The sequence below is a fragment of the Flavobacterium sp. CSZ genome (assembly GCF_015350725.1).
Classification (GTDB): domain Bacteria; phylum Bacteroidota; class Bacteroidia; order Flavobacteriales; family Flavobacteriaceae; genus Flavobacterium.
Window position 1 is genome coordinate 85,851 of the sequence record NZ_JADKPQ010000012.1, and the last position, 20,874, is coordinate 106,724.

Genomic DNA, 20,874 nt, shown 5'->3' on the forward strand with positions numbered 1-20,874 from the left:
CTGATGAAAAGAACTTTAGTTTTTGGAGATATTCATGGTGGATTAAAAGCATTAATTCAGTTATTAGACAGAATTGATTATTCAGAAAATGACCGATTTATTTTTCTGGGAGATTATGTCGATGGCTGGAGTGAATCGGCACAAGTGCTTGACTTTCTGATTGATTTATCCCAAAAACAGGAATGCATTTTTATAAGAGGTAATCATGATGTTTGGTGTCACGAATGGCTGAAGAACGATATTATAAACGATATTTGGTTTTTGCACGGAGGAAAATCAACTATAGAAAGTTATCAGGACGTTGATCTTTTGGCAAGAAAAAAACATTGTGATTTTTTTGAAAACATGAAAGATTATTTTGTGGATGAAAATAATAATTTGTTTATTCACGCAGGATTTTCGTCTATGCATGGTCCGGACAAGGAACATTACAAAACAAATTATTCCTGGGACAGGACCCTTTGGGAAATGGCTCTGACAATGGATAAGCGAATACAAAAAGATTCACTTTCTTATCCTAAAAGATTATTGCTTTATAATGAGATTTACATTGGCCACACACCAACGCTTCATTATAATATAGAGATTCCAATGCAAGGTTGCAATGTCTGGAATATTGATACCGGAGCAGGTTTTTATGGTAAATTAACCGGTCTTGATGTCGAAACAAAAGCATTTTGGCAAAGTGATGCAGTAGAATCCTTTTATCCAAAAGAAAAAGGAAGAAATAAATAATTTAAAAATTAACGAAGAACTTATATGAACCCATTACTATTAACAGACGGTTACAAAGTTGACCACAGAAGACAATACCCGGACAAAACCACATTAGTATATTCTAACTGGACGCCTAGAAAATCAAGAATTGAAGGACTTGATGAGGTCGTGTTTTTTGGATTGCAATATTTTATCAAGAAATATATTATTCATGATTTTGATACATATTTCTTCAAACAGCCAAAAGAAGAAGTGGTTAAAAAATACGCACGCCGAATCAATAATTATTTGGGTGAAAACCAGGTTGGGACAAAACATATCGAAGATTTACACGATTTAGGATATATTCCGATGGTTTTTAAAGCTTTGCCGGAAGGAGTAAGCGTACCTTTGAGAGTGCCAATGTTTACGATGTACAATACGATTCCGGAATTTTTCTGGTTGACGAATTATTTCGAAACTCTACTTTCAGCAGTAGTTTGGTTGCCTTGTAACTCTGCTACAATTGCGAAAGAATATAGAAAAGTATTAGACAAATATGCTGATGAAACGTCCTCTGTTCCTGAATTTGTAGACTGGCAGGCACATGATTTCTCAATGAGAGGAATGGGTGGAATAGAAGCGGCAATAACTTCTGCAGCAGGACATTTGTTAAGCTTTACAGGTTCTGATACAATTCCGGTAATTGATTTCTTCGAAGAATATTACAATGCCAATTCAGATACTGAATTAATCGCAGGTTCAGTTGCCGCAACAGAGCATTCTGTAATGTGCATGGGAACTACCGAAGGCGAATGCGAAACGTTCAAAAGATTAGTGACAGAAGTTTATCCAAAAGGAATCGTTTCTATCGTTTCTGATACCTGGGATTTATGGAAAGTGCTAACGGACTATTTGCCAAGATTAAAAGAAGATATTGTTGCCAGAGAAGGTAAAGTTGTGATTCGTCCTGATAGCGGTGATCCGGTTGATATTATCTGCGGAAATCCAAACGGAAAAACCGAACAAGAGAAGAAAGGTGTAATTGAGCTGCTTTGGGATGTTTTTGGAGGTACAACTAATGCAAAAGGATACAAAGAGCTTATTCCTCAAATTGGAGCTATTTACGGGGATAGTATTACGGTAGCAAGAGCGATTCAAATTTGCGAGAGATTAAAAGAAAAAGGTTTCGCTTCGACCAATGTTGTTTTAGGAATTGGATCATTTACCTATCAATACAATACCAGAGATACTTTTGGTTTTGCGATGAAAGCCACTTACGGAGAAGTGGATGGAGAAGGAAGAGCCATCTTCAAAGATCCAATCACAGATGACGGAACTAAAAAATCTGCCAAAGGATTAATGAAAATCGACTTAATTGACGGTGTATATCATTTAACCGATAATGTTTCATGGGAAGAAGAAAAACAAGGGGAATTGAAAGAAGTTTTCAGAGACGGAAAACTTTTAGTAGATCAGTCTTTAAGTGATATTAGATCACGTGTTAAAAGTGATGTTAATATTGAAGCATAACAATTCAACTATCTGTTGAATTGATAGAAGTCCCAGAGGGACGATATATTTATAGCATTGAAGTGTTCTATTTCAAAAAGACCCATCGGGGTGATATATGTCGCTCCGCTGGAGCTTTAAAATGTTTGTGAATTATTTTTTCTATAAATATTTAGCTTCTCTGGAGCTGTTTATGAAGTAAATTATATTAAAAACGAAAGCCTGAATTTTGAAATTCAGGCTTTTTTCTTTTTGTACTTATCTAACAGCAATATTTTGCTCTCAATTCTTGTGCTTCTTCATCAGAATCGTATCCTATCAAAAGCAATCCTTCTGTACATTCCATCCTTTTTTCTCTAATCAATTTTGCAATAAAAAGTTCAAATTTCATGAATGAACGATATTCAGAATTTATTAAATTTAGATATCTTCTTTGATATGGGATTTTTTCATCGGTAATGATATTCAATAAAGCTGATTGTAATTCATCAATATGTCTTTCGGAATCTAATTTAAAATTTAGGGAAATTTTTTGATCATCATAAACGAAAGAAATTGAGTTATGTACTCCGTTACTGTACATCGGGCCAGATCGTGTGTTTTCATTTCTTTGACCAGAGTACGAATTTCCAAATACAATTAAATCTTCAATTTTATTGTATAAATATTCCTTTGATTCAATAAGTAAAAAGTCATCTTCAAAAGACATACTTCCTATAAAATGACCATTTAAATTTTCATATTCATTTAACCGAATTGCGCCCCCAATAATATAAGTTATAAAAGGAATTATAAGTAAACAATATGTATATTCTGAAATATCGTATCCAAATGATTTTTCAATAAAAACAAGCAATAACGAATATGAAATAATTGCAGTTAAAGAATACCAAGTTAGCTTTTCAGACAAAGTAAAGTCGAATTGTCTGGATTTCTTCGGATAAAAAATCGAAGCGGAGAAAGACATTTATTTCTTGTAAAAATTATTATGATCAATATATTCCCAAACTTTCGGAGGCAATAACGGTTGAATATTTTTCCCTTCTTTAATACTTTTTCGAATAAAAGTAGCCGAAATCTCTACAATAGGCGCATCAATAATATGAATATTAGGATGCGATTTTAAAGTGTTTGGTTCTTCCTCTAAAGTTTCACCAGTTTGTGTTTTGTCTTCGAGTCTTGGATAAACATAAATTTCGTAGTGCTCTAAAAGTACCTCATAGTTTTTCCATTTATGAAGCGTTTTCAGATTGTCTTCGCCCATGATTAAGGAGAAATCATGCGTAGGATACTTTTCATGCAAATGAACCAAAGTATTTACCGTATAATTGGGTTGAGGTAATTTGAATTCAATATCAGACGGCTTTATTTTAGGATAATCTTCTGTTGCCAGATGCACCATTTCTAAACGTTGATGATCGTCTAATAAGGTAGATTTCTTTTTTAACGGATTATGAGGCGTAACCACCATCCAAATCTGATCTAAATCGGCAAACTCAGCCATATGATTGGCAATAATTAAGTGGCCAACATGAATGGGATTATACGTTCCGAAATAAAGGCCTATCTTCATAAAAGAGTTTTTTTCATAATTCAAATAGTAAGTATTACATTCAAATTAATCTGTGGTATTAAAATAGCTTAGTAACGATTCTTTTTTGAAATCAAACAATCAATAGAGAATTTACCACTTCCGGTTACCAAAAGAAGTAGATAAAACAGCAAATATAAAATTCCCATTTCCTTTACATCGATTGGATCAGCGCCATGAATAACAAATACAGCAACCAGCATTGTAATAATTAATGGCAAAGTAGCCAATCTTGTGGCTAAACCAATAAAAATAAAAAAAGAACAAATTACTTCTGCAAAAACAGCAAGAGTCAACGAAGCTGTTTTTCCTACTCCAAGCGGATCAGGAAACTGAATTTCACCTCCGGCCAAAAGCATATTGAGTTTAGATAATCCGTGAGAAATCATCAATGTCGCAATGGCTATTCTAATGACAAGAATAATGATGCTTAGATAATTCTCGTTTCTTTTTATTTCAAATAAATTAATCATAATACAGATATTAATAGCGGTTAGATCAAAAGCTAACGGCTGTTTCTCTAAAAAAGTATTGATTTTATGAAGTTTCTAATCTTTATTTACAAAAGCTTTTACCAATTGATACGCTTCTTCTTTAGCCGTATCTAAATCGTAATTTTTTATAATAGTATCAAACTGAGGGGCAGTAGCCAACTCAACAGAAGCTTTTGCAATACGCATATTGATCTTGTCATCACTTTCGGTAGAACGCTCTTTCAATCTGCGTTTTAGTTCATCTACACTTGGTGGTTTTACAAAAACAGCCAAAGTCTGATCCGGAAATTTGTGTTTGATACGCAATCCGCCGGCAACATCAATATCAAAAATTACATTTTTACCCAAAGCCCAGATACGTTCTATTTCGGCTTTCAAAGTACCGTAAAAATTGTCACGATATACTTCTTCCCATTCCAGGAAATTCTCGGCTTTAATGTGTTTTTTGAATTCTTCCAGCGAAATAAAATAATAATCTTTTCCGTGTTCCTCTTCTCCGCGTGGGTCGCGTGAAGCCGCTGAGATCGAAAATTCTAAATTTAAATCTTCTTTCCCAAGTAAGTGTCTTACTATAGTTGTTTTTCCTGATCCCGAAGGTGCTGAGAAAACAATTAATTTTCCTTTGTTCATTCTTTATTTATATGTGATCAATCATTTCAGAGATTAAACTCTTTCTTTAGGATTGATAATATTTCATTATATGCGATTAGTTCATCAACTTTTGGATAGTATTTTAAATAGGTTTCCGGATTATAAAAAGAAAAGTTATTCTCAATCTTTCCATTTTTAATATAAACCTGATATCCCACTCCATCTGTAACAACAACTTTTTTTCTGTTAAGTACCTTTTCTCCCTTTTGTAAATCTATAAATGGAGTGCTTAATTTGTATTCTACTCTTTCTATATCTGGAAGAAATTCCACATTCGTTAACAGTAAATGAAGCCAGATTAAGTTCGCATCTTTTGGCTTCAATTTTCCAATAGATTCTTTAGGGAAAATTAATCCATCAATTTTTGTTACTTGATTTAGGTTTTTGGAGTATGAATACTTATAAACTTTCCAATTGTCTTTCCCTTCATCATACATTCTCAATATTTGCATTGTGTTGGTAATGGAATAATCTTTATAAATGCGAATTTCTTTTTCAAATCCTAACATATCCGATATTTCTAAAACCTTATTGATTTCTGAAATTTCCTGAGCTTTAACATGAAAGCTAAACAAAAGGATAATGAGAAAAAGAAAAACTTTCATCAGGATTTAAAGTACATTTAATACCTGTTCCTTGATCTTCTCCAGTTCATCCTTCATCATCACCACCAACTTTTGCATTTGCGCATGATTCGATTTAGAGCCCATAGTATTGATCTCGCGACCCATTTCCTGAGTTATAAAACCTAATTTACGACCATTCGCTTCAGTACCTTTTATAGTTTCTAAGAAATAATCTAAATGATTTGTCAAACGCACTTTTTCCTCCGTAATATCCAGTTTTTCCAGATAATAAATCAATTCCTGTTCGAAACGATTTTCATCAACATTCACTTTCAATTCAGCTATTGCAGTTTGCAAACGATCTTTGATAGCCTGAACACGTTCCGGATCAAGAGCCAAAGCGTCGTTCATATACTGGCGGATATTTCCAATTCTTAAGTTGAATTCTTTTTCAAGAGATTCGCCTTCGTCTTTTCTAAAAGTTAAGATATTTTGCAGCGCTTCGTCAATAATCACCTGAATTTGTTCCCAATCGTTTTCATCGATTTCCTCACGTTCCGTTTTTAGCGTATCAGGCATACGAACCGCCATTTTCATCAATTCAGTTTCGTCAGCATCAGGATAAACTTCTCTAAGCTGAGCAATGTAGTTTTTTACAACAGGTACATTTACTTTAGTCGAAGTTTGTTCAGAAGTACTTTCAATGTAAATCCCGAAATCAATCTTTCCTCTTTCTAGTTTTGTAGAGATCAAAGTCCTTAAACCTAATTCCATTTCGCGATAAAGCGACGGCATTCTTACGTTTAAATCTAAACCTTTACTATTTAAGGATTTTACTTCAACGGTAATTTTTTTTGTAGGCAATTGCAAAGAAGCTTTGCCAAACCCTGTCATAGATTGTATCATATAATTGAGTATAAAGGCGCAAAGATAAATAAAACTTTGCAGTCTTGGGTTGTAAATAACTAATCTGTTAAAACCGTTATTAGATTAAGATTTTTTCGCCACGAATTTCACGAATTTGAACCAATTATTTGTTGAGCTTAAAAGTTGCCACAGATTAAAAAGATTCTCAAAGATTGGTAAAATCTATAAAATCATTTTAATCTGTGGCAAAAGAAAAACACTGAATTCACAATAATTAAATTCGTGGCTAACTTTTTTATAACCAGAATTTTAATTTGGGCGTTTCCTCCGGCCGGGCTATCCGCTTGAATCTTTTTTTGAGCAGAAAAAGCTCAAAAAAAGGATTTCCGCTTCTATCCCTAACCCAAACTAGTATTCATTACAGCTTTAAAGTTATTATTGTTCTAAAGCTTTTTGAACCTGCAATGTTACAGGTTGTGTATTACCAATATAAATCTTTTCATCAATAATAAAAACCGGACGACTTAAAAAAGTATAATGTTCTAAAATGTATTTTTTATAATCATCCTCAGTCAACGATTTATTCTTTAAATCCATCGATTTGTACAATTGGGCTTTCTTGCTAAACAAAGCCTCGTAGCTTCCGGCAAGCTTGTACATTTCTTCCAGTTCTGCCTCTGTAATTGGGTTTTGTTTGATATCATGAAAAACCAGATTATTGTCCTTTGGTAAGCTTTTGATGATTTTGCGACACGTATCGCAAGAAGCCAAATAATATATTTTATTCATGTTTTTTAAATTTAAGAGACTACAAAGAAAATTCATTTAAAACTGAAAAATGCCTAATTTTAGAAAAAAAATAAAATTATGAACTCAGTTTTTGAAGTACAGAAAACCATTAGGGAAATTCTTCTAAAGGTTTTAGATCATCATTCATTAGAACAATTAAATAAAATTCCGCAAGGATTTAGCAATAACCTGATCTGGAATATTGCCCATTGCATTTCCTCGCAACAGGTTTTAATCTATAAATTGTCAGGTTTGCCAACCATGGCTTCAGATGAATTTATTGCAAAATATAAAAAAGGAACCAAACCAGAAGGTGATGTTTCACAAGCTGAAGTTGATGAAATCAGAATCTTACTTTCTACAACTTTGCATCAAACCGAACAGGATTTTGCAAATAACCTGTTTGCAAATTACAATGAATACACCACAAGCTTAGGCTTTACGCTCAAAAATATCGATGGAGCTTTAGATTTTAATAATTATCATGAAGGAATCCATAGCGGAATTATCATGAGTATTAGAAAGTTTGTTTAAGCTTTAGATGCACTTCTATTATTATTATTATTATTATTATTTAAAATAGAAAACCCGACAGGATTTTAAAACCTGTCGGGTTTGAATATCGAATATTTCATTATTCCACTATAGTTTCTATTGTTACTTTCATTGCGCCACTTCCTTTGCTCTTGGTGATTTCCATAAAAGCCCTTTTAGATAAATCAAGCTCTCTTGTTCTCACAAACGGTCCGCGATCTGTTACTTTAACGATGACAAATTTTCCGTTAGCTTCATTTGTTACTTTTATTCTGGTGCCAAATGGCAGTTTTTTATGCGCTGCAGTATATTTACTATTACTAAATCGGGCTCCGCTTGCTGTTTTTTTTCCGTTAAAACGGTCAGCGTAGTAAGAGGCGTGAGCATTTTTTTTATAAGGTTTTAGCTTTAAACCTTTATCAGTAAAAACAGAATCAGTTGGGATGGCAAGTATATCGGGTTTTACCATTTTTACCGTATCCTGCGAGGTTTTCGGTTTAGGTTCTGTTGCTGGTTTTGTTTGACTTATGACATAAGTAAAACAGCTTAAAAAAGTTATTGTAAGGCTGGTAAGTATAATGTTTTTTTTACTTCTCATGGGTTATTTTTTTTCAGACTTGGGGAGTTTGTACAAATAATATGCCGAGATAAAAAAAGCCCTATTATTTTAGGGCTTTAATTGGTTTTTAGAACCAAAGGTTCCATGGGATTCTACTTAATATAAGCAATAATCCTAATCCGTAATAAATAGCAAAAGTTTTAAATTTAGCTTCGCTATTAATTAATTTTTTATGTTTCGACCATCCAATAGTGATCAAAATGATAGCAATAAGATTGATTAATGGATGTTCTAGTGAAGTTAATCTTAGTTCTGCATTAGACATTTGCCCGAAAGCTGCTTTTCCTAAAGGAGAAACAAAATAAAGTATTATTCCAATCAATAATTGAGTGTGAGTTCCGATTAAGGCAAACAATGCAATTTTACGATCCTTAGCTGTAAAATCTTTCTTTGAAGTTACTCCAATAATGGCATTTACAACTGCAATTAATAAAAGCAAAAGTGCTAAATAAGCCCAGCCAGAATGGAATTTTTGTAGAAAATGGTACATAAATTAATTTTTTTGTTAAAACAAATATAGCAAAAAAGGCATAAAAAAAACGGCATTAGACTAAAAGTCAACGCCGTTTTTTGGTATTTATTTAGATTCTAAATATTAGAAATCGTAACGTAGTGTAAAGTTCCATGTTCTTCCAAATCCGAAGTAAACTTGGTTAGCGTCAGCTAAACCTTTGTAAAGTCTGTTGTTAGAAGCATAAGTTCCTAAAGCAGCATTTGTCGTACTTACGTTGTCATCAGAAAAAATGTTAGTTCTTGATTCAGCAATGTAAACTTTATCAAAAAGGTTGTTTACGTTTAATCTGAAGTTTACAGATTTGTCTTTGTTTTTACCAGTTAACATTTTGTATGAGAAACCAGCATCTACTAATCCGTAAGAAGGCAGCTCTAATGCTCCTTTGTTGTCAGGAGATGAAAAGTTAATTGGGCTTAATCCAGCGTATAACTTATCGTTAAAGTTGTAGTTAGCGTCAATAGTTACTCTTGTTAAGATTTCGTAAGCAGCGCCTAACGAAGCTGTCATTTGAGCAGCATCACCAACTTTTACTTTGTCCATGTATACTGGAATTCCAGAGAATCCTGGTACTGCTGTGTTGTCTACTTGGTAGTAAGCATTAACAGTAGCGTTTCCTTTGTATTCCCAAATTCCGTAAGAGAACATAGCATTAAGTTTCAATCTTTCTGTTATGTTAGAACTTGCTTCTAACTCAAATCCAGAGTGTACTTCGTTAAGACCTACGTATTCTGTGTAAGTATTATTGTCACTTGGAAGAGCGTTACCTTTCAAGTATCTGTCGTTCCATGTAGTATTGTAAAGATTTACTGTAGCAGTAAATGTTCTTGTACGGAAACCATATCCAGCTTCAAAACCAAGGATTTTCTCGTTAGTTAGGTTAGGGTTTACAGTTGATCTGTTGTTAGGATAAACTGAGTTAAAGAACGGTTGTCTTGAGTAGTAACCTGCGTTTACATAAACATTGTTTTTCTCATCAAGGTTGTAGTTTGCTCCAGCTTTTACGTTTCCACCTAAGATGTTTTTGTAATCAGTAGATGATAATGGATTTGTTGGTAAGTAAACAAAATTATCTTCTCTTTTGAATCCTTGCTCTGAAATTGCTCCCTGAACAAATGCAGTTAAGTTATCTTTAGAGTATTCTAATTGTGTAAACAGACCATACCATTTAACTTTTCCAGTACTGTTAAAAGATATTTTGTCGTAGTTTTTTTTATCAAAAACGTTCCATTGAACATCTGTACCGTAAGTTGATGTAAGATTTCTTCCTGTTGGTTTTAAACTTGCAATGTTGTTGTCATAAAATGCATCTGCACCCAATAAATCATTTACTACTGTAAAGTGATATCCTGTGTAAGTTCTTGCATCGATACCAAAATCTAAAGTTAAGGTATTGCTTAATTTTTTATTTAAGTTGATAACAGCTCCAAACCAGTCATGAGAGTTGATAGAAGAAGTTTGTGAGATACCTGAAGTGGTATTGTAAACATAAGGAGAAGCAGGTGTTCCTTGTCCTGTTCTTCCTGTTGAAGAACTGTTTTGAAAACCAACACCCGCAACTGGAGTTCTTGTTCTGTTTGCTCCGTTAAAGAAAACTTGTCCAGTACCGTTGTTCCATGCTTGGATTTTGTCGTAATTAACAGATCCGTCTGCATTTAAGAAAACTGATCCGTTGTATGTTGATCCACCAACACCACCACCAGCACTTGCTCCGGCTCCACGACCCATAGACGCATAAAGAACAGTAGAAAGTTTTGTAGTTTCGTTGATTTTATAATCCCAGTTAACAGATGCAACCGGTTTGTGGTAGTAGTTTTTTCTGATGTTGTATTGTTCACCATTCAAATATCCTGCATCAGCATTATATCTTGTATTTGGATCGCCATTTGTACCATATTTTAGGTAAGTAGCAATCGTAGGAGTAGTAGATCTTTGGTTGTGCCATTGTGGTGCTCCAGTTACTGTAAGTTGAAAGTCATGCTTGTTATTTTTTGTAGCATATCCTAAAGCTACATAATAGTTAGAACCTTCAAATTGAGTTCCCTGAATGTATCCATCTCCCATTGTTTGAGATAATAAGATCGAAGCAGAAAGACCATTATCTAATTTTCCAGTACTGTATGAACCTTGAATTTTAAAGTTTCTTGCGTTTCCGAAACCTGAAGAGAAAGATCCACCTTCTTTTCTGTCTGAAGCTTTAGTTACAATGTTAATTGTTCCTCCAACTGAAGGAGTTGCAAGTTTAGAAGCTCCTAAACCTCTTTGTACCTGAATAGCAGAAGCAACTTCTGATAATCCAGCCCAGTTACTCCAGTAAACAGAACCATTTTCCATGTCGTTAACTGGCATACCGTTGATCATTACAGCGATGTTGTTTTGGTTGAATCCACGAATGTTGATTCTTGCATCTCCAAAACCACCACCTGATTTAGTAACATATACTGAAGGAGTGTTTCTTAAGATCTCCGGAAATTCCTGAGTTCCTAATTTTTCCTGAATTTCAGCAGCTTTAATTGTAGAAACTGCTACAGGAGTTTTTCTGTCCTTTGCAATATCGACAACTGTACTTTTTACAACAATTTCGCTTAATTCGTTTGAGTTAGAAGTTAAAACGATTGTTCCTAAGTTTGTAGAACCGCCAGAAACTGAAAATTTTACAGTTTTGTTTTCGTAACCTAAAAAAGAAATAACGATTTCTCCTGTACTTGTTGTTGCATTCAAAGTAAATTTACCGTCAAAATCTGTAGAAGTTGCAGTCGTAGATCCTTTGATCACTACGTTTGCTCCTGGTAATGATCCAACTCCGTCGGTAATCATACCTGTAATTTTTCCTTGAGAAAATGCGGTTGAAACTATCATGAACAATAGTCCAGTGAGTAACCAATTTTTCATTGTCTTCATTTGTTATTAGTTTATTGTTTTTGGCAAAATTATAACAATTAAATCAGATAGTGTTATCAAAATGTTAAGAAAAATAAGTTTTATCTAATCTGTTGCGCATTAAAATGATTTTTTCTTTTTTTCTTAAATAAAATAACGTTTTTTTGATTTTTTAGGATAGTATTTTGTTAAAATCGTAATGATTCTCATGGTCTTGTAGTGCTAAACTTGCAAGAATCAGTGTTTTAGGGGTATTTTGGGTGGTATTTATACGAAAAAACGCCTTAATTTTTCTTAAATTAAGGCGTTTCAGTTTGTTGTGAATTTTTTATTCGGGTTCTATTTGTTCTTCAAAAAGTGATTTAACAAAAATGAAGTTGAACTATCGTGATTTTTTACGGTTTTAGTGTTAATTTCATCTAAAATAGAGTTTGCTAATTGCTTTCCTAATTCTACTCCCCACTGATCAAAACTAAAAATATTCCAAATAACACCCTGAACAAAAATCTTGTGCTCGTATAAAGCAATTAACGAACCTAAAGATTTAGGAGTTAATTTTTGAATTAAGATTGTATTGGTCGGTTTGTTTCCTGAAAAAACTTTGAATGGTAATAAATACGATGCTTTTTCTGCAGAAAGTCCTTGCTTGTCAAATTCAGCCTGAACTTGTGCTGCCGTTTTTCCGTTTAATAAAGCTTCTGTCTGAGCAAAAAAGTTCGACATCAGTTTATCATGATGATCTTCGTTTCTGTATAATGGTTTTACGAATCCAATAAAATCAGTTGGGATTAATTTTGTTCCCTGGTGAATTAATTGAAAAAAGGCATGTTGAGAATTTGTTCCCGGTTCTCCCCAGATAATAGTTCCGGTTTGATAGTTTACAGGTTTTCCGTCACGGCCAACACTTTTTCCGTTGCTTTCCATAGTGGCCTGTTGCAAATATGGGGCTAATTTTTGTAAATATTGAGTATAAGGAATCAAAGCTTCGCTTTCTGCTCCAAAGAAATTATTATACCAAACACTTAACAAAGCCAGAATTACAGGAATGTTTTCGTCAAATTCAGCCGATTTAAAATGCTCGTCCATTTTGTTGGCGCCTTTCAATAAATCATTATAATTATCAAAACCAATTGCCAAACTAATGCTTAATCCAACAGCGCTCCATAAAGAGAATCTTCCTCCAACCCAGTCCCACATTGGGAAAACATTGTCAGGATCGATTCCAAATTCAGTTACTTTTTGAATATTAGTTGAAACAGCAACGAAATGTTTTGCAATATCTTCCTGAGAAGCCGATTTCAAAAACCATTCTTTGATCGTTTCAGAATTTGATAAAGTTTCCTGAGTAGTAAAAGTTTTAGAAACAATTAAAAATAATGTTGTTTCAGGATTTAATTTTTTGATGACTTCGTTTACGTGATCCCCATCAACATTTGAAACAAAGTGAAGGTTTAAATGATTTTTGTAAAATTGCAATGCTTCAACTGCCATAACCGGACCAAGGTCAGAACCTCCAATACCAATATTTACAACATCAGTAAAAGCTTTTCCGGTATATCCTTTTCTTTCTCCGGATATTACTTCGTGGCTGAATTGTTTGATTTTATTTTTTACTTCGTAAACTTCAGGAATTACATTTTCTCCGTCAACTTTTATAACTGCCGATTCCGGAGCACGTAATGCTGTATGTAAAACAGCACGATTTTCTGTTTGATTGATGATTTCTCCTCCAAAATATTGTGCGATCGCTTCTTTTAATCCAATTGAGTTGGCCAATTCTAATAAAAGAGAAACAGTTTCCTGGCTGATATTGTTTTTAGAATAATCAACTAAAAAGTCATTCCATTGTATATTGAATTTTTCAACACGGGCATTATCCTGTTGAAATAATTCTTGTATCGTAGTTTCGTGAATTGCGTTATAGTGGTTTTGCAGATTTTTCCACGCTTCAGTCCCGGTTGGGTTTGTTGTGTTTAAAGCCATTTTTTTTGTTTAATTGAGAATGTGGTTATAAAAAACAAAAATACTGAAATTACTTTTAATAGCTTTAAGGTTCACAATTATATAACAAATAGTTACGAAAACGATTTATGAAGTTATTTGTTTTTTATTCTTGTCATTATTATAATCGCGCCATCATTTTCTTTTTCATTATAAATGATACGACTACTGTTTTTGTTTAAAAAGTCTAAAGTTAAAATATCTGATTTTTTGAGAGGTAGTAATATAGTATCTTGTTTTTTGTCGTATTTGAAAGGAATTCCGTTTATTACAATTAAAGGCGATTTGTCAATTTGATTTTCTTCAAAGGCTTGGTTGACTAATTCTAAGAGGAAATATTTATTTTTCGTTGTGTCATTCAATATAAAAGCGTGTGGATTAGAGCATCCTAAAAGTATTGTTGAAGAGAGTATTAATAAAGTTCGTTTCATTAATTAATAAATTTAGTAAAATGTTGTTTTTAGTTAACCTTTACCAAATCTTCCACCATGGCTTTTTATTGACTTCAATTGTTTTTCGGGCAATATCAATTTCTATTCTTTTTATTTCTTCTGTTTTAATTTTAGAATCATCAAAAAATAGTTGGCCATTTTCATCTATTCCAATGGGGGATTTAGTTCTTTCTTTCCAGTTTTCGGTTTGTAGTTCCGGAACTAAAGGTAAATTGATTTTGTCTGAAAATTTTTTTTGCGCTTTTTCTATAATTTCTTCCTCTAAGTTTGAAGTTGAATTTTTAAGAAGCGTTAAGGAATTGTCCGGAATGTTTAAAAGAAAAACCTGTGTTTTGTTTTCGATTTTATAAATGTCCAATACTTTAAAATAAGCAATAGAGTCTAAAAGAAAGTGACCATTTTTTACTGAATCTGGATTGAATTTCGATAAATCCTTAGGATGAGCGCTCGCTATTAAATATCTTAAATTTCCGGAAAGTCCACCGCCCAAAGAACTCATGTCAGTAAATCCTTTTTCCTGAATGATTTGTCCAACTTTGTAATTCGAAATTAGGGTGTCAGATAAAGTGGTGTCTCTGTAAAAAAGTTTTAAACCTGAAAAAGTTTCATTGTAAATTGCTTTAAGACGAGCGTTTTTCATGTTTTCGATATTTTTAAAATTGAGATTTTGATAAAACTTACAAATTACCAATACTATCCAATTCTCTTTTCAAAGGTTCGATTTGTTTCATGAAACGTGTTCTGTCATTTCCTGTCAAAGATTCGCCGGTTGGTAAATTCAGTCGAAGAGCATCAACCTGAACTCCGTTTTTCCAGAAGCGATAACAAACGTGAGGTCCGGTCGCCAATCCTGTGCTTCCTACTAATCCTATGGTTTGTCCTTGCGTAACTCTTTGTCCTCGTTTTACTAAAATTCTGGACATGTGTAAATACTGAGTCGAGTAGGTTCCGTTGTGTTTTACTTTTACAAAGTTCCCGTTTCCTGCTGTATATCCCGTGGCTTCTACAACTCCTGCTGCTGTTGTCGAAATTGGCGTTCCTGTTGGAGCAGCATAATCTGTTCCTTTGTGCGCTTTCCAGGTGTGTTGTACAGGGTGGAATCTGTTTGCGGTAAACCTTGAAGTGATTCGGCTAAATTTGATTGGTGTTTTCAGGAAAAAGTTTTTCAACGTTCTACCCTGATCGTCATAATATTCTACTTTTCCTGAAAGGGTATCTTTCTCAAAAGGGAATGCATAAATGATTTTACCTTTATATTCAAAAAATGCCGCTTCAAGATCTTCAACTCCGTCGTAGGTTTTGCCGTTTATAAAGCGTTCGGTAAAAATTAATCCGTAACGATCTCCTTTTTTTAGTTTAAAGAAGTCAATAGACCAGGAGAATACTTTTGTAATTCTGCTGGCTAGCGCTGTTTCTACACTTTCGTTGCCTAAAGTTTCAGATAGCGAACTTTTTAAAACGCCACCAATAATTTTACGTTTAAGTGTAACGGGTTTTACTTTTTTGTAAGCTTTTGGAATGCTATCACGAAAATCAATTACATAATAGGATAGTGCGTCCGGCTGATATATAAAAAGCTCAAGTTTGTTGGTTTTATTTTTTGATCGAAGAATAGTGTAAGGTTTATTGTATCGAATCGTTCTTACATTAAAAGAATCTTTTATTTGCTCTACGACATCGTAGACTTTTTTGTCGCCAATATTTTGACGTTGAATGATAGATCCAAAAGAATCTCCTTTTTTTATAGTGTCTTGAAGAACATTAAAATCGGCGTAATTAAAACCAAATTCGACTTTCTTAGTTTTTGGTTTTGTAATTTTAATTTCAACTTTTTCAGCGGTTTTATTACATGAAATTATTGAAAATAATAGGATTATAATTACGAATACTTTTTTCAAACTTATTTATTTTTTTGGAAATTAAACTGTGGTTTCAGTTCCCCAATTAGACAATTCTTCTTCGGTCCACAATTTAGGAAAAAAGATGCGTCTTTGGTATTTTGGATGCATATATTTTTGCCAGTCACTTCCTCCTGTGGCTTCACCATTGCCTTTTCCGCTTTCTAAAATATATTTTCTTGCTGTGTTTAAATGCTGCATAACCCAGGTGATATTCACTGTTTTATCATAATGACGCATTGCATCAATTAATTCTTGATTTTGCTGATCTTCTAGTGGAAGTTGTGTGAATTTCTGCCAAATATTTTTGTTTTTAAACGTAGCTATTTGTTTTAGAAATTGATCCTTATATTTTTTTTCAAACTCGTTAAGTAAGTATGATTTTTCTCCTGTATGATAATCTTTTCCCGCAGCTTGCCAGTAGAGATGTTCAAAGCTGGTTTCTAAATCTGTATTTTCATCAAAGTTTGCTTTGTACCTGCGATCGGTTAAATTGATAACGTCAGTCGAAGCAAATTCAATCAATCTGTATTGTGCGCTTTGAAAACCACTTGCCGGAGTTAGCGTATTTCTGAATTTCATATATTGGTCAACGTCCATTCCGTTTTCCATGATGCTGAAAGAATTGGTCAGCATATCGAAATAACGCGTAATTCTGGACAATCTTTCGCTAAAAAAATCAACCTGAATATTTTGTGTGTCGGCAATTTGATCGATTTCCCACAAAATCATTTTAAAAATTAATTCATTTACCTGATGATACATGATAAAAACCATTTCGTCAGGAAGTGTGGTGCGTTGTATTTGTAAATTCAGCAGCGCATCAGTCTGAATGTAATCCCAATAAGTAATTGGTTTTGACCAAAGCAATCCTTCTAACTGAACTTCAGTTTTTTGGTTTATAGCCTGGAATTTTAAGTCAATTTCTTTTAGAATTGATTCAGCATTATCTGTGGTATTCATTATTTTTTTACTTTAAATGGATTTTTTAATCCCTTATATTCGTCGAGATCTGCTTTTAGTGATCCAACGGCAAGTTCTGCTTTTATTCTAATTGGAACTTTATTGTCGTCATCTGTTATCCAGAGCGTTACGCTTTCTTTTTCCTTAAAAACCCTTCCTGTTTGCACCAAAGGTTTAAACATCATTGTAGAAACGGTTCCAAATTTAGTTGTAATATCTTGACGACCTACATATTTTAACTTAAATTTTGTGATTTCATCATCAAAAAACATGTCAATTGTAATTGATTCACCTGATTTAAGTTTATCAATATTGGGATGATTTCTTAAGTAGTAAAAAGAGGAGATGATGTCCTGAACATTATCGGTTATAACAATTGTTTTTTCGGTTTTGCGTTTGTAGTCTTTAACTAAAATCCTGTTTTCGTTTTGATTAAAAAAGCCTTCCTGATCTTTTGTGTAACCGCCTTCGTTGATTTTTCGAACATAACGATAAGGGCTTCCGGTTTGTTTATCGAAGTAACTTTCGTATAAATCTTCGACTTTAAAGAAAAATTTCGACATTCCGGTTGTAAAGCCTTTACCCACAGCATGAAACACTTTTTTGTTGTTTATCGTGGCATCTTTTACTTCGAGGGTAGCATAGCCGGCATTTACAATTCCGTAATGAATTCGGAATTTAAAGTATTCTCCAGTATCGAAAGCATCTTCCCTTGCAGAATCGAAACTTAGTGTAGTGAGAATTAATATGAGTAGGATTATTTTTTTCATAGTACAATTTTTACATTTCATTATAAAGATAAAGAAATGCAAATTCTATTCCAAATGTACCAAAACAAAAAAACTCAGTCAAGGAATGACTGAGTTTTTATGCTATTAACTAACCAAAAAACTATAAATTATGAAATTTATATCAATTCAGAAGGAAACCACCCCTTCTTGATTTGCGAGTGCAAAGATATGTAGAAAATTCAAAAAATAAATAGCAAAAGGTGAGTTTAACATAACATTTGCATAAAAAGCATCACTTTGCAGAGAATTATGCTGTTTAATGCAAAAATATTACGATTTTATAATGTTCCTCTCAATTCTTGTTCTCTTTCAATCGACTCAAAAAGGGCTTTAAAGTTCCCTGCGCCAAATCCTTTTGCTCCCATTCGTTGAATAATTTCGAAAAAAAGCGTCGGTCTGTCCTGAACTGGCTTCGTAAATATTTGTAATAAGTAACCATCTTCATCGGCATCGACCATAATGGCTAATTTTTCAATTTCGTTAATATCTTCTTTCATCATATCCATATGAACTCCTAATCTTTCAGGAATTGCCTGGTAATAGGTATGAGGAGGAGCAGATAAAAATTCAACTCCGCGTGCTCTTAATTGTGATACGGTTTTAATAATATCATCGGTTGCAATGGCGATATGCTGAATTCCTGGACCTCCATAGAAATCCAAATATTCTTCGATTTGTGATTTTTTCTTTCCTTCGGCCGGTTCATTAATAGGGAATTTAATTCTTCCGTTTCCGTTAGACATTACCTTACTCATTAATGCTGAATATTCTGTGGTGATTTGCTTGTCATCAAATGATAAGAAATTTACAAACCCCATTACTTCTTCGTAGAATTTTACCCAGGTATTCATTTCGTTCCATCCCACATTACCAACCATATGATCAATATATTTTAAACCTGTTGGTTCGGGGTTGTAATCAGATTTCCATTCTTTGTAGCCCGGAAGAAAAACACCGTTGTAGTTTTTTCTCTCTACGAAAATATGAACGGTTTCTCCGTAAGTGTAGATTCCTGAACGAACCACTTCTCCAAATTCATCTGATTCTACTATTGGTTCCATAAAAGAACGAGCGCCGCGTTTCATGGTTTCTTCGTACGCACTTCTGGCATCTTCAACCCAAAGAGCAGCAACTTTTACACCGTCGCCATGTTTTTTTAGGTGTTCGTGAATTGGAGAATCTTGTGTTAAAGGTGTTGTTAAAACAATTCTGATTTTATCTTGTTTCAAAACATAAGAGGCTTTGTCTCTTACTCCGGTTTCTAATCCGGCATAAGCCAAAGACTGATATCCGAAAGCGGTTTTGTAATAATGTGCAGATTGTTTTGCATTTCCTACATAGAATTCTACATAATCGGTTCCTAATAATGGAAGGAAGTCTTGTGCTCCTTCGAAGATTTTTTCTAATCCGTATTCTACTGATTTTACTTCTTTACTCATTGTGTTTATTTGTTTAATCGGTAAATCGTTTATTTGATGTGCCGAAATGTTTTTTAAGATTTGTTTTTTTTACCGCAAAGTTTGCTAAGAATTTTATCAGTAATATTTTTTGAAATCGTAAAGAACGCAAAGCTTTGCGAACTTGTTTTGATAAAACTTAGCTAGGAAATCTTTGTGAACTTTGCGTAAAATCCTTTGCGGACTTTGCGGTTAAATCGATTCGCTAACTATTCAGTCCAGGATTTATAGTATTGCCCATCATCTAATCCCATCGCTTCTTCAGTTACCATAAGTGGTCTGAAAGTATCAACCATAACGGCTAATTCGTGGGTTTCTTTATGGCCAATGCTACGCTCCATTGCGCCTGGTGCGGGACCATGCGGAATTCCTTTTGGGTGTAAAGTGATATGACCCTGCTCAATATTATTACGGCTCATAAAATCACCATCTACATAATACAGTACTTCGTCAGAATCTATATTGCTGTGATTGTATGGCGCCGGAATTGCTTTTGGGTGATAATCGTAAAGTCTCGGGCAGAAGGAACAAACGACAAAAGTGGCCGTTTCAAAAGTTTGGTGTACCGGAGGCGGTTGGTGAACACGTCCGGTTATAGGTTCGAAATTATGAATCGAGAATCCGTATGGGAAATTGTAACCGTCCCAACCCACAACGTCAAAAGGATGTGTGGCGTAAACTACTTCGTGAATCATTCCTTCTTTTTTGATTTTAATTAAAAAATCACCTTTTTCGTCATGCGTTTCTAATTCATTAGGCAAAATAAAATCGCGTTCGCAAAATGGCGAATGCTCTAAATGTTGACCTGATTGGTTTTTATAACGTTTTGGGGTGTAAAAAGGAGAATAAGATTCTACGTAAAAAAGTCTATTTTCTGTAGTTTCGAAATCGATTTGGTAAATAATGCCTCTTGGAATAATAAGATAATCGCCATATTCAAAAGGAATATTTCCTAACATGGTTCTTAGTTTTCCTTTTCCCTTATGGATGAAAAGCATTTCATCGGCATCGGCATTTTTATAGAAATAGTTTCGAAGCGATTCTTTTGGAGCAGCCAAACCAATGATGCAGTCCTTGTTGACTAACATGGCTTTGCGGCTATCTAGAAAATCGTTCTCTGGTTTCAATTCGAAACCTTTAAAAAGTAATGATTTTATATTTTTTCCAATGGCAATTTTGGGCTCAACCGAATAGGAGTTTAAAATTTCTTTGACCTGAGTTGGTCTGTGAACATGATATGATAATGACGAATGTCCGTGAAAACCTTCGGTACCAAATAATTGTTCGTAGTATAAACCTCCGTTGGGTTTTTCGAATTGGGTGTGTCTTTTTTGAGGAAAGTTTCCGAGTTTGTGATATAATGGCATGGCTTTTCTATTAGATAATTGTAAATTAGATAATTCGAAAAATTTGAATTGTGTGAACAGATAATTAGCTCAATGCTGCCATTGACTAATTATCTCAATTCGGTAGTTTTACTCAGGATTTCTCTTGATAAGGAATTGAAGATACTCTAATAAACCTGTCCATTTTGTTTTCATTATAACAAATGTCGTAATTTTTATTGATTTAAATTATATATTGTGTCAATTATTAACGCTA

The 20,874-nt window shown here is 33.6% G+C and carries 21 protein-coding genes; 3 read left to right on the forward strand and 18 right to left on the reverse strand.

Annotated features, from left to right (window positions below; genetic code table 11):
* Nucleotides 1–3: 3 nt before the first annotated feature.
* On the forward strand, nt 4–735 hold the full coding sequence (locus tag IRZ78_RS14950) for a metallophosphoesterase family protein (protein WP_194617302.1): 732 nt from the start codon (nt 4–6) through the stop codon (nt 733–735).
* Between the two features lie 24 nt (nt 736–759).
* The gene (locus IRZ78_RS14955; RefSeq protein WP_194617303.1) at nt 760–2,229 is read left to right on the forward strand and encodes a nicotinate phosphoribosyltransferase; all 1,470 of its coding nucleotides are present in this window, start codon (nt 760–762) and stop codon (nt 2,227–2,229) included.
* Between the two features lie 241 nt (nt 2,230–2,470).
* Here IRZ78_RS14955 and IRZ78_RS14960 read toward each other — a convergent pair whose 3' ends face one another.
* The 7 genes from IRZ78_RS14960 to IRZ78_RS14990 all read right to left on the reverse strand — a co-directional run bounded on the left by IRZ78_RS14960 (nt 2,471) and on the right by IRZ78_RS14990 (nt 7,166).
* Nucleotides 2,471–3,175, reverse strand: coding sequence for a hypothetical protein (locus tag IRZ78_RS14960; protein ID WP_194617304.1), 705 nt, complete (start codon nt 3,173–3,175; stop codon nt 2,471–2,473).
* The gene (nadD, locus tag IRZ78_RS14965; RefSeq protein WP_065448738.1) at nt 3,176–3,781 is read right to left on the reverse strand and encodes a nicotinate (nicotinamide) nucleotide adenylyltransferase; all 606 of its coding nucleotides are present in this window, start codon (nt 3,779–3,781) and stop codon (nt 3,176–3,178) included.
* Nucleotides 3,782–3,849: 68 nt separating this feature from the next.
* Complete coding sequence (locus IRZ78_RS14970; protein ID WP_194617305.1) at nt 3,850–4,272, reverse strand: DoxX family protein; 423 nt, start codon at nt 4,270–4,272, stop codon at nt 3,850–3,852.
* Between the two features lie 75 nt (nt 4,273–4,347).
* Nucleotides 4,348–4,923, reverse strand: a complete 576-nt coding sequence (gmk, locus tag IRZ78_RS14975) for a guanylate kinase (RefSeq protein ID WP_055094037.1) — start codon at nt 4,921–4,923, stop codon at nt 4,348–4,350.
* 26 nt (nt 4,924–4,949) lie between these two features.
* Nucleotides 4,950–5,549, reverse strand: a complete 600-nt coding sequence (locus tag IRZ78_RS14980) for a hypothetical protein (RefSeq protein WP_194617306.1) — start codon at nt 5,547–5,549, stop codon at nt 4,950–4,952.
* Between the two features lie 6 nt (nt 5,550–5,555).
* Nucleotides 5,556–6,416, reverse strand: a complete 861-nt coding sequence (locus tag IRZ78_RS14985; protein ID WP_194617307.1) for a YicC/YloC family endoribonuclease — start codon at nt 6,414–6,416, stop codon at nt 5,556–5,558.
* A 396-nt stretch (nt 6,417–6,812) separates the two neighbouring features.
* Complete coding sequence (locus tag IRZ78_RS14990; protein WP_194617308.1) at nt 6,813–7,166, reverse strand: ArsC/Spx/MgsR family protein; 354 nt, start codon at nt 7,164–7,166, stop codon at nt 6,813–6,815.
* Nucleotides 7,167–7,244: 78 nt separating this feature from the next.
* Here IRZ78_RS14990 and IRZ78_RS14995 point away from each other — a divergent pair, with 78 nt between their 5' ends.
* Nucleotides 7,245–7,700, forward strand: coding sequence for a DinB family protein (locus IRZ78_RS14995; protein WP_194617309.1), 456 nt, complete (start codon nt 7,245–7,247; stop codon nt 7,698–7,700).
* Between the two features lie 100 nt (nt 7,701–7,800).
* Here IRZ78_RS14995 and IRZ78_RS15000 read toward each other — a convergent pair whose 3' ends face one another.
* From IRZ78_RS15000 to IRZ78_RS15050, 11 genes are all read right to left on the reverse strand, one after another.
* Complete coding sequence (locus IRZ78_RS15000) at nt 7,801–8,298, reverse strand: septal ring lytic transglycosylase RlpA family protein (RefSeq protein WP_194617310.1); 498 nt, start codon at nt 8,296–8,298, stop codon at nt 7,801–7,803.
* An 88-nt stretch (nt 8,299–8,386) separates the two neighbouring features.
* Nucleotides 8,387–8,809 (reverse strand): hypothetical protein, encoded by a 423-nt coding sequence (locus tag IRZ78_RS15005; RefSeq protein WP_194617311.1) that lies wholly within the window; start codon nt 8,807–8,809, stop codon nt 8,387–8,389.
* A 105-nt stretch (nt 8,810–8,914) separates the two neighbouring features.
* A complete protein-coding gene (locus tag IRZ78_RS15010; RefSeq protein ID WP_194617312.1) occupies nt 8,915–11,731 on the reverse strand; it encodes a TonB-dependent receptor in 2,817 nt (938 codons plus the stop codon).
* 318 nt (nt 11,732–12,049) lie between these two features.
* Nucleotides 12,050–13,693 carry a glucose-6-phosphate isomerase gene (gene pgi / locus IRZ78_RS15015; RefSeq protein WP_194617313.1) on the reverse strand — a complete coding sequence of 548 codons (1,644 nt, stop codon included), beginning with the start codon at nt 13,691–13,693 and terminating at the stop codon, nt 12,050–12,052.
* A 113-nt stretch (nt 13,694–13,806) separates the two neighbouring features.
* Nucleotides 13,807–14,142: a hypothetical protein gene (locus IRZ78_RS15020; RefSeq protein ID WP_194617314.1), complete on the reverse strand. Its 336-nt coding sequence runs from the start codon at nt 14,140–14,142 to the stop codon at nt 13,807–13,809.
* Nucleotides 14,143–14,182: 40 nt separating this feature from the next.
* Entirely contained in the window at nt 14,183–14,803 is a 621-nt protein-coding gene (locus IRZ78_RS15025) for a hypothetical protein (RefSeq protein ID WP_194617315.1), read from the reverse strand.
* 37 nt (nt 14,804–14,840) lie between these two features.
* A complete protein-coding gene (locus IRZ78_RS15030) occupies nt 14,841–16,061 on the reverse strand; it encodes a peptidoglycan DD-metalloendopeptidase family protein (protein WP_194617316.1) in 1,221 nt (406 codons plus the stop codon).
* Between the two features lie 21 nt (nt 16,062–16,082).
* Nucleotides 16,083–17,024 carry a tryptophan 2,3-dioxygenase family protein gene (locus IRZ78_RS15035; protein ID WP_194617317.1) on the reverse strand — a complete coding sequence of 314 codons (942 nt, stop codon included), beginning with the start codon at nt 17,022–17,024 and terminating at the stop codon, nt 16,083–16,085.
* Nucleotides 17,024–17,794 (reverse strand): DUF3108 domain-containing protein, encoded by a 771-nt coding sequence (locus IRZ78_RS15040; RefSeq protein ID WP_194617318.1) that lies wholly within the window; start codon nt 17,792–17,794, stop codon nt 17,024–17,026. Before IRZ78_RS15040 ends, IRZ78_RS15035 begins: the two co-directional genes overlap by 1 nt.
* A gap of 299 nt (nt 17,795–18,093) precedes the next feature.
* Nucleotides 18,094–19,254: a 4-hydroxyphenylpyruvate dioxygenase gene (gene hppD, locus IRZ78_RS15045; protein ID WP_194617319.1), complete on the reverse strand. Its 1,161-nt coding sequence runs from the start codon at nt 19,252–19,254 to the stop codon at nt 18,094–18,096.
* Nucleotides 19,255–19,481: 227 nt separating this feature from the next.
* Nucleotides 19,482–20,639, reverse strand: coding sequence for a homogentisate 1,2-dioxygenase (locus IRZ78_RS15050; protein ID WP_194617320.1), 1,158 nt, complete (start codon nt 20,637–20,639; stop codon nt 19,482–19,484).
* Nucleotides 20,640–20,874 lie beyond the last annotated feature (235 nt).